This window comes from Brevibacillus fluminis (assembly GCF_052072235.1).
Lineage (GTDB): Bacteria > Bacillota > Bacilli > Brevibacillales > Brevibacillaceae > Brevibacillus_D > Brevibacillus_D fluminis_A.
Map to the genome: position 1 here is coordinate 2,412,489 of NZ_CM125436.1, position 14,675 is coordinate 2,427,163.

Annotated in this window: 15 protein-coding genes; 9 read left to right on the forward strand and 6 right to left on the reverse strand. The window is 54.0% G+C overall.

The genetic code is table 11. The annotated features are described in order from the left end of the window. Nucleotides 1-57: 57 nt before the first annotated feature. On the reverse strand, nucleotides 58-1,575 hold the full coding sequence (locus ACTID9_RS11900) for a carboxypeptidase M32 (RefSeq protein ID WP_441071455.1): 1,518 nt from the start codon (nucleotides 1,573-1,575) through the stop codon (nucleotides 58-60). 158 nt (nucleotides 1,576-1,733) lie between these two features. Between ACTID9_RS11900 and ACTID9_RS11905 the strand changes: the two genes are divergently transcribed. Both ACTID9_RS11905 and ACTID9_RS11910 read left to right on the forward strand, forming a co-directional pair. Beyond that, nucleotides 1,734-3,338, forward strand: coding sequence for a peptide chain release factor 3 (locus tag ACTID9_RS11905; RefSeq protein ID WP_441071456.1), 1,605 nt, complete (start codon nucleotides 1,734-1,736; stop codon nucleotides 3,336-3,338). 129 nt (nucleotides 3,339-3,467) lie between these two features. Further along, on the forward strand, nucleotides 3,468-4,556 hold the full coding sequence (locus ACTID9_RS11910) for a quinone-dependent dihydroorotate dehydrogenase (RefSeq protein WP_441071457.1): 1,089 nt from the start codon (nucleotides 3,468-3,470) through the stop codon (nucleotides 4,554-4,556). 64 nt (nucleotides 4,557-4,620) lie between these two features. Here the strand turns inward: ACTID9_RS11910 and pdxR are convergent, their stop codons facing one another. Next, on the reverse strand, nucleotides 4,621-6,018 hold the full coding sequence (pdxR, locus tag ACTID9_RS11915) for a MocR-like pyridoxine biosynthesis transcription factor PdxR (protein WP_441071458.1): 1,398 nt from the start codon (nucleotides 6,016-6,018) through the stop codon (nucleotides 4,621-4,623). A gap of 113 nt (nucleotides 6,019-6,131) precedes the next feature. Here pdxR and ACTID9_RS11920 point away from each other — a divergent pair, with 113 nt between their 5' ends. The 6 genes from ACTID9_RS11920 (at nucleotide 6,132) to ACTID9_RS11945 (ending at nucleotide 11,475) form a co-directional block, all read left to right on the forward strand. Further along, nucleotides 6,132-7,094, forward strand: a complete 963-nt coding sequence (locus ACTID9_RS11920; protein ID WP_441071459.1) for a proline dehydrogenase family protein — start codon at nucleotides 6,132-6,134, stop codon at nucleotides 7,092-7,094. Beyond that, nucleotides 7,087-7,923: a DUF421 domain-containing protein gene (locus ACTID9_RS11925; RefSeq protein WP_441071460.1), complete on the forward strand. Its 837-nt coding sequence runs from the start codon at nucleotides 7,087-7,089 to the stop codon at nucleotides 7,921-7,923. The genes ACTID9_RS11920 and ACTID9_RS11925 overlap by 8 nt, the downstream gene beginning before the upstream one ends. 519 nt (nucleotides 7,924-8,442) lie before the next feature. Next, the gene (locus ACTID9_RS11930) at nucleotides 8,443-9,006 is read left to right on the forward strand and encodes an RNA polymerase sigma factor (protein ID WP_441071461.1); all 564 of its coding nucleotides are present in this window, start codon (nucleotides 8,443-8,445) and stop codon (nucleotides 9,004-9,006) included. Then, nucleotides 9,003-9,443, forward strand: coding sequence for a hypothetical protein (locus tag ACTID9_RS11935; protein ID WP_441071462.1), 441 nt, complete (start codon nucleotides 9,003-9,005; stop codon nucleotides 9,441-9,443). The genes ACTID9_RS11930 and ACTID9_RS11935 overlap by 4 nt, the downstream gene beginning before the upstream one ends. Next, nucleotides 9,436-10,515 (forward strand): hypothetical protein, encoded by a 1,080-nt coding sequence (locus ACTID9_RS11940; RefSeq protein ID WP_441071463.1) that lies wholly within the window; start codon nucleotides 9,436-9,438, stop codon nucleotides 10,513-10,515. The genes ACTID9_RS11935 and ACTID9_RS11940 overlap by 8 nt, the downstream gene beginning before the upstream one ends. A gap of 3 nt (nucleotides 10,516-10,518) precedes the next feature. Continuing rightward, the gene (locus ACTID9_RS11945; RefSeq protein WP_441071464.1) at nucleotides 10,519-11,475 is read left to right on the forward strand and encodes a LiaI-LiaF-like domain-containing protein; all 957 of its coding nucleotides are present in this window, start codon (nucleotides 10,519-10,521) and stop codon (nucleotides 11,473-11,475) included. Here the strand turns inward: ACTID9_RS11945 and ACTID9_RS11950 are convergent. Further along, entirely contained in the window at nucleotides 11,462-12,262 is an 801-nt protein-coding gene (locus ACTID9_RS11950) for a DUF817 domain-containing protein (RefSeq protein WP_441071465.1), read from the reverse strand. The genes ACTID9_RS11945 and ACTID9_RS11950 overlap by 14 nt on opposite strands. Before the next feature lie 176 nt (nucleotides 12,263-12,438). Between ACTID9_RS11950 and ACTID9_RS11955 the strand changes: the two genes are divergently transcribed. Then, nucleotides 12,439-12,981 (forward strand): hypothetical protein, encoded by a 543-nt coding sequence (locus ACTID9_RS11955; RefSeq protein WP_441071466.1) that lies wholly within the window; start codon nucleotides 12,439-12,441, stop codon nucleotides 12,979-12,981. 93 nt (nucleotides 12,982-13,074) lie between these two features. Here the strand turns inward: ACTID9_RS11955 and ACTID9_RS11960 are convergent, their stop codons facing one another. From ACTID9_RS11960 to ACTID9_RS11970, 3 genes are all read right to left on the reverse strand, one after another. Continuing rightward, nucleotides 13,075-13,422, reverse strand: a complete 348-nt coding sequence (locus ACTID9_RS11960; protein WP_441071467.1) for a VOC family protein — start codon at nucleotides 13,420-13,422, stop codon at nucleotides 13,075-13,077. Nucleotides 13,423-13,625: 203 nt separating this feature from the next. Beyond that, entirely contained in the window at nucleotides 13,626-14,069 is a 444-nt protein-coding gene (locus ACTID9_RS11965; RefSeq protein ID WP_441071468.1) for a hypothetical protein, read from the reverse strand. A gap of 24 nt (nucleotides 14,070-14,093) precedes the next feature. Next, complete coding sequence (locus ACTID9_RS11970) at nucleotides 14,094-14,570, reverse strand: NUDIX hydrolase (protein ID WP_441071469.1); 477 nt, start codon at nucleotides 14,568-14,570, stop codon at nucleotides 14,094-14,096. Between the last annotated feature and the right edge of the window lie 105 nt (nucleotides 14,571-14,675).

Genomic DNA, 14,675 nt, shown 5'->3' on the forward strand with positions numbered 1-14,675 from the left:
ATCCCCGTTCGCACCGGTTTGGCGTGATCGGGGACTTGCGTAAAAGATTTCGTTCGTTTACAGCTGGTAGATCGCTTTGTATTTGCCCTCCAGATAGTCGACCAGATAGTTGGCATTGGTCAGCTCGCCCGTAATGTCTTGCAAAAGCTCGTTCGGGCTTTTCATTTTGCCGTGACGATGAATGTTTTCCTTCAGCCAGCTGCGGATCGGCGCGAATTGGCCGGAGGCGATCAGCTCGTCGTAGTTGCTGATCTCTTTTTTGAGCGTGTTGGTGATTTGCGCGGCATATACGTTGCCCAAGGAATAGGTCGGGAAGTAGCCGAACAAGCCCTCGGACCAGTGCACGTCCTGCATGCAGCCGTTTGCGTCGGAATCCGGCGTGACGCCGAGATATTCCTGCATTTTTTCGTTCCACAGGTGCGGCAAGTCTTCCACCGCGAGCGAGCCTTCGATCAAGCCTTTTTCCAGCTCGTAGCGGATCATGATGTGCAGGTTGTAGGTAACCTCATCGGCTTCGATGCGGATGAGCGACGGTGTCACCTGGTTGACGGCGCGGTAGAAGCTCTCTACGCTGACGCCTTCGAGCTGAGTTGGGAACTGCTTGGTCAGCGCGCCGTAGAAATGGTTCCAGAACGGCAGGCTGCGGCCGACCATGTTTTCCCAATAGCGGGACTGGGATTCATGGATGCCCATCGATGTGCCGTCGCACAGCGGCGTGCCGAACAGGTCCATCGAGATGTTTTGCTCGTAAATCGCGTGCCCGGTCTCGTGAATGCTGCCGAACAGGGCGGTGCGCAGATCGTTTGGCACGAAGCGGGTGGTGATACGCACATCGGTCGGCGCAAACGTGGTGCAGAACGGATGCGCGCTGACATCGAGGCGGCCGGCAGCGAAATCGTAGCCGATCTGCTCGACGATGAAGCGGTTGAATTTCTCCTGCTCGCTTGGCTCGTAATGCTTGGTCAGGAAGCTGGTGTCAGGCTGGTTGGGCGATGCCGCGATGGCGGCGACGAGATCGACCGTTTTGGCCCGCAGCGTCGCAAACATCGGATCGAGCTGGGCGACGGTCATGCCTGGTTCATACATATCGAGCAGCGCGTTGTATTTGTGGCCGGTGTAGCCCCAATAGCCGATGAATTCTTGCTGGAAAGCGACGATTTTTTCCAGGTATGGGCGGAAGGCGGCGAAATCGTTTTTCGGACGAGCTTCCTCCCAAACCGAGCCGGACGTTGCGGTCAGCACGACATACTCTTGATAGCGGTCCGCAGGCAGCTTTTTGGAACGGTCAAACTCTTTGCGGCATTCCTGAACGGTTTTCGCCAAAATCGGATCGAGGGTCGAAAATACCGCCGGCTCCTCCAAAGCAAGCAAGTATTCCTCCATCTGCGGAGATGTCGCCAGCTTGAAATGCTCGCCGGACAGCATGCCGATGACATGGGAGCGGGCTTCCGTTCCTTTGCGGGGCGCTTTGGTGCGCAGGTCCCAGCTCAAGACAGCGATGGCTTGCGAGTACGTGACCAGCTTGTTGACATACTCACGAAACGATTTGACCAATGTTTCCTGGGTTGTAGACATTGCGGGAAATACCTCCTTGCGGTTATGTAGTAAAAAAAATTTTATTAATTCCGATTATACCATAACCTACATCTTTTGCTACCTACTTTCATGCTGCCCCATTTGTCTGTATAATCGTACTGATGGAAGAACCACTTTTGAGCCTAGGAGAAATGTAAATGAGCCAGATGAATCCCAAATGGGCAGAGGAAATTGCCAAACGGCGCACGTTTGCTATTATTTCCCACCCGGACGCAGGGAAAACAACCATGACCGAAAAACTGCTCTATTTCGGCGGAGCCATCCGGGAAGCGGGCGTGGTCAAAGGACGGAAAAACTCGAAGCATGCGACATCTGACTGGATGGAGATCGAAAAAAAGCGCGGAATCTCCGTCACCTCCAGTGCAATGGACTTCGAATATGAGGGACACCATATCAACATTCTGGATACGCCGGGTCACCAGGACTTCAGTGAAGATACATACCGGACGCTGACCGCGGCGGACGCGGCCGTGATGATCATCGACGTGGCGAAAGGCGTGGAGGCGCAGACGATCAAGCTGTTTAAAGTGTGCCGGATGCGCGGGATTCCGATTTTTACGTTCGTCAACAAGCTCGACCGTCACGGGAAAGATCCGTTTGAGCTGTTGGAGGAAATCGAGCGCGTGCTGGGCATCCGCTCGTATCCGATGAACTGGCCGATCGGGATGGGCAGCCATTTCTGCGGCGTTTATGACCGGCATAAATCGCGCGTCGAGCTGTATGTGCAAGGCAGCGACCATAGCGAAATCAAGTTCGTGGACGTATCCGGCGCGGATGATCCGCTGATCGGCGAGCGTGCGGGCGCGGACTTGTGGCAGCAGTTGCAAGACGAGGTCTCGCTGCTCGATGTGGCAGGCGATGATTTCAACGAAGAGCTGATTGCCAAAGGGCAGTTGACGCCGGTCTTTTTCGGCAGCGCGATCAACAACTTCGGCGTGCAGACTTTCCTGGACAACTTCCTGGAGATGGCGCCGGCGCCAACAGCGAAAAAGAGCAATATCGGGGAAATCGACCCGTATACGCGCCCGTTCTCCGGTTTTGTTTTCAAAATCCAGGCGAACATGAACCCGGCGCACCGCGACCGCGTGGCATTCCTGAGGATTTGCTCCGGACGCTTCGAGCGCGGGATGGCGGTCAAACACGTCCGTCTGAACAAGGAAGTCAAGCTGGCGCAGCCGCTGCAGTTCATGGCGCAGGACCGCGCGATCGTCGAAGAATCGTTCGCAGGGGATGTCATCGGGCTGTTCGACCCGGGCATTTTCCAAATTGGCGACACGCTCTGTCTGGGCGAATCGTTTGAGTTTGAGGAAATGCCGCACTTCTCGCCGGAGTTTTTCTCCAAGGTGACGGTGAAAGACGCGATGAAGCACAAGCAGTTCCAAAAAGGGATCATGCAGCTCACGGAGGAAGGAACGGTTCAATTGTTCCGTACCTTCCCGATGGACGATCTGATCCTCGGCGTGGTCGGCGTTCTGCAGTTCGAGGTACTGGAATACCGGCTGAAAGCGGAATACGGCGTGGACATCATGCTGCAGCGCCTGCCGTATCAAATCGCTCGCTGGGTCGACGGCGACAAGGCGACCATCGACCAATTGCGTTCCCGCAGTCAAATCGTGCGCGACCGTTACGATCGCCCGGTTATGCTGTTCGAAAGCGAATACCAGCTCCGCATGGCAGTCGACAAATATCCAAAACTCAATTTCCACGAAAGCTCGCTCGGCTTGCGCCAGACAACCGTCTAGGACAAATACGGCAGCAATCGAGGCAAGGTCCCTCTTTTTGGAGGGGCCTTTTTTCTGTTCTATCACTACCCATTCTATGAAAGTATGGTATCCTACTATGAGAAAAACGGAGTAAGGAGTGCAGCCAAGATGTATCAGCTTATACGAAAGTATCTGTTTCAGCAGGAACCTGAAGAGATTCATGAGAAGACGATTCATTCCCTGAGACTGGTAGAAGATTCTGCTCCGGGCAAAGCCATATTGAAAATGATCTACCAAATTCGCGACGAACGGCTGGAGACGAAGCTGTGGGGCATCACCTTTCCGAATCCGGTCGGATTGGCAGCGGGTTTTGACAAAAATGCAGAAGTGTACCACGCGCTTGGGGCGCTTGGCTTCGGGTTTGTCGAGGTCGGGACGCTCACCCCGCAAGGACAGCCGGGCAATCCGAAGCCGCGCGTGTTTCGCCTGCCCGAGCACCAAGCCTTGATCAACCGGATGGGCTTCAATAATCAGGGGGCCTATCTCGCTTCTCAACGACTGGTCGACTATGCGTATTCCGATGTGCCGATCGGCATCAACATCGGGAAAAACAAACTGACGCCAAACGAGGAAGCCGTCAGCGACTACAGCAAATGCATGGACATGCTGTATGCGTACGGCCATTATTTCGTCATCAACATCAGCTCGCCGAACACACCGAACCTGCGCGATCTGCAGGAAACGGAAAACCTGCGCGCGCTCATTCGTGCGGTGCGCGAAAAAGCGGCGGAACTGGAAGGGCGCGGCATGAAGAAAAAGCCGATTCTTTTGAAAGTAGCGCCAGACATGGCAGACGAGCAGATGCATGATGTCGTCCATGCCGCTGTCGAGGAAGGCATTTCGGGCCTCATTGCGACCAATACGACGGTGTCGCGCGAAGCGGTCGGGAACCATCCGAAAGCCGGGGAGGCAGGAGGCTTGAGCGGAAGACCGCTGACGGACCGTTCCACACAGTGGATCAAGGCGATTTATCAGGAAGTGGGCGGTCAAGTGCCGATTGTCGGCGTTGGCGGGATTTTTACCGGAGCGGACGCCTACAGCAAAATTCGCGCTGGCGCGAGTCTTGTGCAAGTCTATACCGGGATGATTTATCAAGGGCCGGGAATTGCCAAACAAATCAACAAGGAGCTTATCAAGCTGCTGGCAAGAGACGGGTTTCAGCACATCAGCGAAGCGGTTGGCGTGGACGCCACCTAATGGAAAACCGATGATTTCGTGTAGACGGGAATCATCGGTTTTTTGCATGCATACCGGCTTGTTTTTATTGATCCCCAAGCGAGATTGCTTCCCCCAGCCTTCGGATTCCCTCCGCGATCTGCTCTTCCTGCAAATGACCATAGCCCAAAATCAACCGCCCATCGTGCCGCCCGGAAACGATGGCATGTGCTTCCACCGGATACACCAGCACACCGGCGCGGGCTGCCCGCTCAAAAAAAGCGGGGGCGAAGCAGTGTCCGGCAAACGTGGCGATCAAATGCATCCCCGTCGATTCGCCGCTGATCGCCACGCGCTCCCCGAATTGATGGCGCAAGGCGCTGATGAGACAATCGCGCCGCTTGCGGTACAGCTTTTTCATCCGGTTGATATGGCGGGCAAGATCCCCCTCGGCGAGGAAGCGGGCCAAAGCCAGCTGTGTAAACGAGGCGGTATGCAGATCGGCAAACCATTTCAGCTCGCGGCACCGCGTCACCAATGCGGTCGGCAGCACGAGATAGCCGATGCGCAAGGCAGGCGAGAGAATTTTGCTGAAGGTGCCGACATAAATCACGCGTTCGGGGGCCAATCCTTGCAAGGAGCTGATCGGCGGACCCGCATGGCGAAATTCGCTGTCATAATCGTCCTCGACCACATACGCTCCCGCTTGTTGTGCGTATTGAAGCAGTTGAATGCGGCGCTGGATGGGGAGTGTCCCGCCCAGTGGAAACTGGTGGGACGGCGTCACGAACACCAGCTTAGGTCCAGTCGCATCCGGCAGCAGATCGGTGCGCATCCCTTGCGCATCCACCGGAACCGGATGCAGCACGCAGCCGGTAGCGCTGATGATCGCCTGAATGTCGCGTGTGATCGGGTCCTCGATGACAGCTTCATCGCCTGGCTGCAGAAGCAGCCGGGCGGCGAGCGCGAGCGCCTGTGTCGTGCCGGACGTAATCACGATCTCTTCCGGGCTGCACGTTACGCCGCGCACCCTGCCGAGATAGCGGGCCAACTCCTCCCGCAGCTCCGGGCGCCCCTCCGGCTTGCCGTAGCCAAACGCGTCCGCATCTGCCGTGAGCGACACCTCTTGCAACAGGCGGCCCCAACGACGCCGGGGAAAAAGCGTGAGATCCGGGATGCCGGAGCGAAAATCGATCGCTGGCTGGGCTAGCGCTGCAGCAGGAGCGGAAGCAGCGGGAAGAGGTGACTGGTAATGGGGCAAGCAAGCCCCCTCGCTCACATACGTGCCGGAGCCGTGATGCCCGTGGATAAACCCTTCCGCAAAAAGCAGCTCATACGCTTCCAGCACCACGTTGCGCGACACGTGCAGCGATTTGGACAGCTCCCGCGTGGAGGGCAGCTTTTCGCCGGCTTTCCATGCCCCGCTTAAAATGTTACCCCGAATTTGTTCAAAAATTTGCCGGATCAGCGGAAGTTCCGATGTCCGGTCGACGGTCAGAAACAAACGTCCATCGCTCCTTTATAAGTGGCACCATCATTTTTCATGAACAGTGGATCTACTGGCGGCCACTTTCTTCCTGTATTGTACAGACAAACAGTGAAAAAAAGGAAGTGTACATGATGATAAAAGAGGGAGCACAAGCGGCGGCAGCTTTAAAGGAGATCGCCCGCAATTCGCAGTTGAAAGCGTATGTCCAGCAGTCCGAATGGTTCCCGCTGCTGCGGCGGGCTGCCAAGCGATACGTTCCGGCCGAGACGATCGAGGATGCGCTCACCGTAGCGGTTGCGATCGTCGCACATGAATATGCGGTCTCGCTCGAGTTCATCGGGGAAAATACGGATTCGCCGGAAGCATGCATGGCGGCAAAAGCGGAGTTTCTGCAGCTGATCCGTCGGGGTGAGAAGCTGTCAAAAGAAACGACCGTCTCGTTTGACCTTTCGCATATCGGGCTTAGCGTCGACCGACGGCTGGCTGCTAGGCACCTCCATGAATTGGCGGAAGAAGCGAGCAAGCGAGGCATCGTCTTGATGGTCAGCATGGAGGAGGCGGAGAAAACCGGGGCGATTTTGGAGCTGTATACGGAAGCGGCGGCTGCCTACCCGGATGTGCTGGGGATCACGATCCAGGCCCATCAGCACCGAAGCGCAGACGATTTGCACAAGCTGCTGGCGGTTCCCGGACGCATCCGGCTTGTCAAAGGCGCGTTTCTTGAGCCTGCGGAGGTGGCGCTGCCGCGTTCGGAAGCGTTGCTTGAACGGTACGTGGATTTCGCGAAACGGCTTATCAAGGCAGGGAAGCCTGTCTCGATCGCAACGCATGACCAGCGAGCGCTTGATCGCCTGAATGCGGCAAACCTGCTGAAAGAGCCGCATGTCGAGCTGGAAATGCTCTACGGGATCGCGGCGGAGCGGTTACTGGCGCAAAAGCTCAACGGCTGCAAGACTCGGGTGTATGTGCCGTATGGCGTGGAATGGTATCTGTACCTGTGCCACCGGTTGGCGGAATACCCGCCGAATCTGTACGATGCCGTCGCCGATCTGGTTCATCCCGAACGGACCGAGCGGCTGCCGTATGTGTAGAAAAAGAGGAGTCAGTATAACAAAAACCCGTCAGGATGCGCTGCCTGGCGGGTTTGCTTTTGCAGCAGGGAATGCTAGAAACTTCTTTGAAAAATGCGATGCTACCACGTTTGCTTTCTGTTGCTGTTTGGTGGAAGGGATAGACTTGGCGGGGCGCGATGATCTCTGGATAAAATTGTTACGAAAACGTAATAATAGTCGAAAAAGGGTTGAAAAAGGAGGGATAAACGTGCCCTATTGGTTGCAGGCTATCATCTTGTTTTTGGCGGCAAACGTTTTGTTTCGAATCAGTGGAAAACAATCAATTTCATCCATGAGAGTGGATGAGGTGGTCATTATGATCGGGCTTGCTTCCGTATTAGTTGAGCCCCTTAAATCAAAAAATTTGTGGATCTGCATCTATGTGGGAGCCGTTCTGATATTGCTGATGTTAAGCATGACTTATTTGGAAATCTTTTTTCCCAAGTTGAAACGGTGGGTGATGGGAGAGCCTATCGTTCTGATCAAGAATGGAGTAATTAATCACCAAAATTTAAAACGCGCTCGAATGACAGTGGATGAGCTGAAAATGCGCATACGTGTTGAAAAGATCACGGATATATCCCAAATACGGTTTGCCACACTTGAAGCGAGTGGTAGACTCGGCTTGGACATGGACCCTGCATACGCTGCCGCTACAAAAAAAGACATTGAAGAACTGAAACAAGCAATTCAATTGATCGGCAGTCGAGTAAACGCTTCTGTACAATATACCACCCCCTCAGCGAATCCTGAAAAGGATCTCTTTATCCAAGCAGATAAGGTGCAAGAACAAGATCCGCTGCAATAAATGCCGGATGGAAGTATGGGAGCGGAATACACCATTTGTTTATTCATTGGATTTTTCATGAATGTTACCAATTTTTGGATCAAGTATACAAGCCGAAAAGGACGGCCTTGAAGCAGTTGTTCAGTGATAATCAGGTAGAAGACCGGAACCCCTTTCGTACAAGGAGTCCCGGTCTTCTCCTTTACCCGCTCCTTGAGAAGTAGTTCGACCATATCCAAGGGCGACAAACTCACTGAAGTCATTTTTTCTTTTTTCAACTCTGGCAATTTGAGCCAGATACGAAAGAGTAATGCAAGGAGAGCTGGTTTCCGCGCGATCAAGCCGATCTTGATAAAACAAAATCGCATTGGCTCCTTTATCGATTCTTTTTTCTACTTTTTACCACAGAATTCAGACGTGCTCCTTGAAAGAATGTGACGTTTTGCAAGGGAAATCAGTCCTCTACTAGGCAAGTAAACCGAATGAAAAAATTTTTTAGCGCAGCATGCAGGGTTTTTTGCAGGGCGTGCGTCTATTGAAGTGAGAGAGGAGGGGAGACCGATTTTTGCTGATCAGCACATCGAAAAAATGATCGAAGGCGATGAAGCGGCTTTTCGGCTGTTTGTCGAAACGTACCGCACATATTTGTACCAGGTTGTCTACTCCGTGCTTCATCACGCCAAAGATGCGGAAGATGTGACACAAGAAGTTTTCATCCAAATCTATCTGTCTCTCCCTCACTATCGGTCACAAGGGTTTAAAACGTGGATCACCCGTATCGCCGTCAACAAGGCGATTGATGCGAAACGGAAGCAGCGGCGCAGAAATGAAGAGTTGGAGGAGCGGATGGAAGAGGTCGTGTCCAGCGATGCAATCGCCGAAGATGCCGAGGCCCCGCTCTTGCAGAAGGAAAAACAGCTCCAGCTGCACGATTGCTTGCAGGAGCTGTCGCCCAGCCATCGCCGCGCCGTCTATGCCTACTATTTTGAGGGGAAATCGTACAAGGAAATCGCGGCGGAGACGGGTGTCGCAACCAAAACCGTCGAGTCAGCCTTATATCGCGCCAAGCAGCTGATGCGCAAGAACTGGAGGGAGGAACCATGACGCAAACCAACCATATGACGCGAAGCCAGTGGCAGCAGTTCATTTTGAATCAGCTTTCGGATCAGGAGAGGGAGCGTTATGAAGATCATCTCTATTCGTGTGACGAATGCCTTGAAGTGTACATGGCGTGCCTGGATGAGCTTGCCCAGCCAGCTGCACCGAGCGTGCCGGAAGTAGCAGAAGCGATTCCCGCACACAAACCGGCGGCCAAGCCGTTTTACCGGCAGACGTTGTTCCATTACGGTCTGGCGGCATGTATCACGCTCTTGCTCATGACGACAGGCCTGTTTTCCCAGCTGCTCGCCCACTCAAACCAGTGGAACAGCATCGCAGGCGCGAAGCAGCATCGTTCCGTGACCGATCAATTGATGCAGAAGACGACAGCGTTTCTTGACCAACTACATCCCATAACTAAAGGAGGCAAAACGGGTGAATAAAAATGGGATTATCGCCTTTTTCCTGTCCGCCATTCCGGGGGCAGCCCATCTCTATTTGCAGCGCAATGTGCGTGCGCTTGTCTACGCGCTTTGCTTTTTTGGACCATTGTTTCTCGGCATCATGCTCTCGTTCGCGATGAACGACGGCAAGCCGATGGTGCTCGGGATCATTTCGATCGTGACATGGATCATCAATGTCATCGATGTGCTCGTGTTTTTGGCGAGGCGGCCAGCGGTTGCAGCAGCGCAGTCGAGCGAGCTTGGGCTTGGGAAGATGCCCGGACAAGGCGCAGTCGAGCAGCGCGAGCGCTTTTACACGATCCTGCTGTCGCCGGTTCCAGGACTCGCTCATTTTCAGCTGGGCCTGATGAACCGGGGCGTCACGTTCCTCGTCGGCTTTTTCGGCACCTTGGTGATGATTTTGTTCGTGACGGCGCTCACACACCAATCCGGCTTCCTGGTCTTTCTCGGCGTATTGCCGGTGATTTGGCTGTATGCGCTGTTCGATGCGGTGCAACTGGTGAATCGCAAACATCGCGGCGAGGCGCTGGTTGACCGGACCGTTTTCGAGGATTTCGAGCAAAATCGGGAGGAAGGCAAAAAAAGCCGTATCCTGGCGATTTTTCTCTCCGCTTTTCCTGGCGCAGGCCATATGTATTTGGGCTTGCAAAAGCGCGGCTTCCAGCTGATGGTCGGCTTTCTGTTGTCCATTTATGTGTTGGATGTGCTGCGGCTGTCCCTGTTTCTCTTTTTGATTCCGCTGATCTGGTTTTACAGCTTCTTTGACGCGCTGCAGCAGCTGGCCCGTTACAACCGGGGGGAAGCCCAGGATGTGCCTGTGGTCAAATGGCTGCCCAACCATCAGCGCTGGTTGGGAATCGTCCTGCTGATTCTTGGCGGCTATTATTTGCTGGATCAAGTGTTGTTTGACATTTTGGGGCAATTTTATCCGAAAGCGTCCCGGCTTGCCCAGTGGATCGAGATGTATTTCCAAACCTTCATCGTCTCCACCTTGCTGATTGGCGGCGGGATCAAACTACTGCTCGGTTCAAAGCCGAAAAAAGGAGTGTAGCAAATGACGAAGTGGCGTGTCGGGTCCGTCTCGATGGGGGTCTCCCTCATCTTGCTCGGCTTGCTGTTTTTCTTTTCACGAACGGATGCCAAAATCATGACCAACCTGCTGATGAGCTGGTGGCCGGTTGTGTTCATTTTGCTCGGCGTTGAAATCTTGCTGTACGTGTTTTTGTCCAAAAGCGAAAAAGTCACGGTGCACTATGACGTATTCAGCATTTTGTTCGTCGGCTTTATCGGCACCATGTGCATCGGCACAACCTTGTTCGCGTCCGTCGGGCTGCTTGCAGAAGTTCAGGAAACGATCGGGTCGGTGGAAATGACCAAGCCATTGCCGACGATCCAGCAAGCGGTGCCGCAAAACGTGAGCAAAATCGTGGTGCAGACGGCAGCCAGACCGATCAGAGTGGAAGGGAATGCGGAGCGGAATGTGCGTTTGTTCGGCGAGTACCGGGAGCGGGTGAATGTACCGGCGGAAGCGGGCAAACAGGGCGAGTTGGCGTATGCGTCTGTGCAGACAATCGGGGAGGTCATGTATGTGAACCTCCACGATTTGCCGCGCAAAACCGGAATCAATGGGACAGACCCAAATGAAGACGTGACCATCGTGCTGCCGCAATCCATCGATGTGGAGATTCGGGGTGAGCACAATGACATTGAGGTAGCGACCGGGCGATTGCAAAGCAATTGGGCGATTGACACCGACAGCTCCGTAAAGGTCCAGGTGGCGCAGCAAGCCGATGTGCGAATCACCGCGATCTCGGCGCTGCAGCCGGAAGCCGGCAATCTGAAGTGGGCCAGCGTCACGCAGGATCCGCCTGCAAAACCGGAAGCGCCCGATCAGGAAAACGCCAGCGAGCCGGAAGCGCCCCGCGCGTTTGTGAGCGAGGCGATCCTCGGGAAAGGCACGCACCGTTTGCAGGTGATCCATGCCAACGACGTCACCGTCAATCAGCTGTAATGCCGTGCCCCTTCTTCTCTTCGGAGAGCTTGCCTTTCACATGCTTGAGCTGGGCGACGATGATGAAGCTGACGATGATCAGCAGAAACCAGGAGCTGATTTTGCTCAGGGACACCAGCTGCCAGCCTTCATGCTGGTTGGGATACGTCCAGGCGCCGAACAGCGTCGCGATGTTTTCGGCGATCCAGATGAAGAACCCGATCAAAAAGAAGGACAGCGCGAGCGGCATACGGAACGGTTCGCCGCGTACGATAAAATGAACGCGCGTGCGCAGAAAAATGACAAACATCAGCGCTGTCAAAATCCAGCGAAAATCGCCGATAAAGTGATGCGTGAAAAAATTCAAGTAAATCGCCGCGCCCAAAGGAACGGTGAACCAGGCGCGCGGCCATCCGGTAATCGACACGTCAAGACGCCGCCATGCCTGGCACAGGTAGCTGGCCACGCTCGCGTACATAAAGCCGCTGTAGAGCGGGACGCCGGCGATTTTGCTGTAGCCCGCATCCGGATAGCTCCATGAGCCCATGTGCGTCTTGAACAGTTCCAACAGCAAGCCAATCACGTGAAACAGTGTGATCACTTTCAGCTCGTCCTTTGTTTCCAGGCCGCTTTTCACCATGAAAATTTGCATGGCGAGACACCAGAGCAAAAGCAGATCGTACCGGGGAATGACAGGGTTATCGATCAGGTGCGTCAGCGCCAGCGCAAGGAAAATGCTGACCGGAAACAAACAGGACATCGCTTCCTGATAACCAAAATGGAGCAACAGCACAAATGCGCGCTTCATAAAATCCTCCTGCAGAAAATGTCTTTGCCATTTTCATACAAGACGGTTCTGATGTCAATTGAAAAAGGATATTGACTCTAGTTGTGTGAAAAATTACCATTTTATTACATGGTCTCTGACGACACCGGAAAGGAACGGTACCAGCGATGAACGGGAGAATGATGTGGGCCTTTTGGTTGGCAGGAGCACTGATGGTCGCGGGCGGATGTTCATCCGTCAGCATCCCGACCGGCGACGGCGGCAAAGTGAAGGTAGCGAATGACGGCAGCAGCGTGAATGTGACCACAGCGGATGGCGGGCAAGGCACTGTGACGGTAAATGGCGATCAGAAAGGCGTCACGTTCCAGGGGACGGACGCGCAGGGGAATACATCCAGCTTGCAGATCGGGGAGGCAGGTTCGCTTCCGGACGGTTTGCCCAAAGAAATCCCGTTTCCCGACAACGCGGTGATCACCGCTTCCATGGCAACGGAAAACAACGGGCAGAAGAGCTATACGGTGACGTTTGAAGCGGAACAGTCCATCGAGGATGTCACCAAGCTGTATCAGGGCTATCTCCAGTCCAGCGGGTATGCCAATACCACCGAAACGAAAATGGCCGACCTGTCGATGCTGTCCGGTGAAAAAGATGGTTTTTCGCTCAGCGTGACGATTACAGCGGATGCGGAGAAAAAAGGCAGCGTATCCGGCATGGTGGTCTACGGAGCGCTGAAGCAATAAAGACGGGGCGTTATTTCGAAGCCGCATGTGTGAAGCGAGGGTGCTTGCACATGCGGCTTGCTGTTTGACTCACTCGTCCACCACGGTTCGGCATTATTTCTCCCAAAGCTCGATCAGTCGGCCTTCAGGATCTTCAATCCAAATAAACTTTCCAAATTCAGTAACCTCTTTTTTCTTTGCAAGCGGTACACCGATTTGTTCAAGATGCGCAATCGTTTCGTCGAGATTATGTACTTGGAAATTTAACATCACTTGTTGTTCGGTTGGAAAGTAAGGGTCATTCTCGGTAAAGAAAGAAAAGATCGTCTCATTTCCGAATTCGGGTTTTATCACAGTCCCATTCCAATTTTCTATGTCAATCTTCAGCACATCGCTATACCATTTTTTAACAACCTCAAGATTCTTCGTTCGCCAAAAAACTCCTCCGAAACCTTTTATCATCGTATCTACCTCCTGTCTGTCAGCAAATATGCAGCGATCCGATTATACAGCCAAAAAGCGAAAACGGCGACAAAGTCTTGGACTTCCGCGCTCGATCTGGGGGAGATGGTCACGGACATGCTGGACGCGCAATTCCAGCGGTTCTTTGCACGTGCGCCGCGCCCCAGCGGGATACTCCCCGACCCGTTCCAGCTGTTCGGGAGTCAGATTTTCCCGACGCTCACCGCCGTTGCTTTCGCCGAGACAACGGTCACAAGGACGGAAAGCGGGAATGTCAGCAGGTAAGGGACGGTGAAATACGGGAGCGCCTCTGCGCTGACAAACATGAGGATGTTGGACAAGGTAACAGGGCTGCCACCGAGGACGACGAACCAGGACCCGAATAGGAGAATCAGCGCTTTTTCCATGACGGCAGGTACGAGGCTGATCCACAGCGCAGCTTTTGACATGCGGGTGCGACCGGTTTTCCCGGCGTAAATCCCGCCTATGACGTACGGGACGACGACCATCACGATACCAAGTACAAGGCCGGAGACATCCCGGTGCACGTCAGTCGGCCATCCGGAGATCCATGTATACAGCCATGAAGCCAAAAACAACGTGAGGAAATAACTGCTTGTCACGACGAACCAGCCCGCAACGATCATAACGCGCCCTCCTGATCTGACTTGTTAGCGAACGCTTTTTTGCATCCGCGATTTTCCGAATCGGTTGACCAATTCCCGCACGATCGGCCTGACGGGGGGACTGATCTCGTCCGGGAGGCGCTCGATCTCGAAAAAAGCATAACCGATGCTCTCGTCATTGAGCTGGACCGTTCCCTCATACCGGTTGCATGTGAAAATCACATCCACGACATACACCTCATCGCCGTGCGGATACACGTAATGCATCTCCTTGCCCGAGAAAACACCGAACAAGGTCATCTCTTGCACCGTCAATCCGGTCTCTTCCAGCGCTTCGCGCCGTGCGGTTTGTTCGAGCTGTTCGCCCAAATCCATCGTACCGCCAGGGAAACACCAGCAAAGGTTATCGCTTCTTTGCAACATCAGCACGCGCCCTGCTTCATCGAAAAAGAGTACGCCTGCGCCGCAGATCAAAAGCGGCTTCGTTCCGATGAGCTTGCGCATTTCTTTTACATATTCCATTGCCGTTTCACCACCGATTCCGGATTGTTTTGCAGTAATGTTTACTATACCATAAATTACTAGTAAGAACAGACAATGGATTTTGCTGGGCAACGGCGATAATCG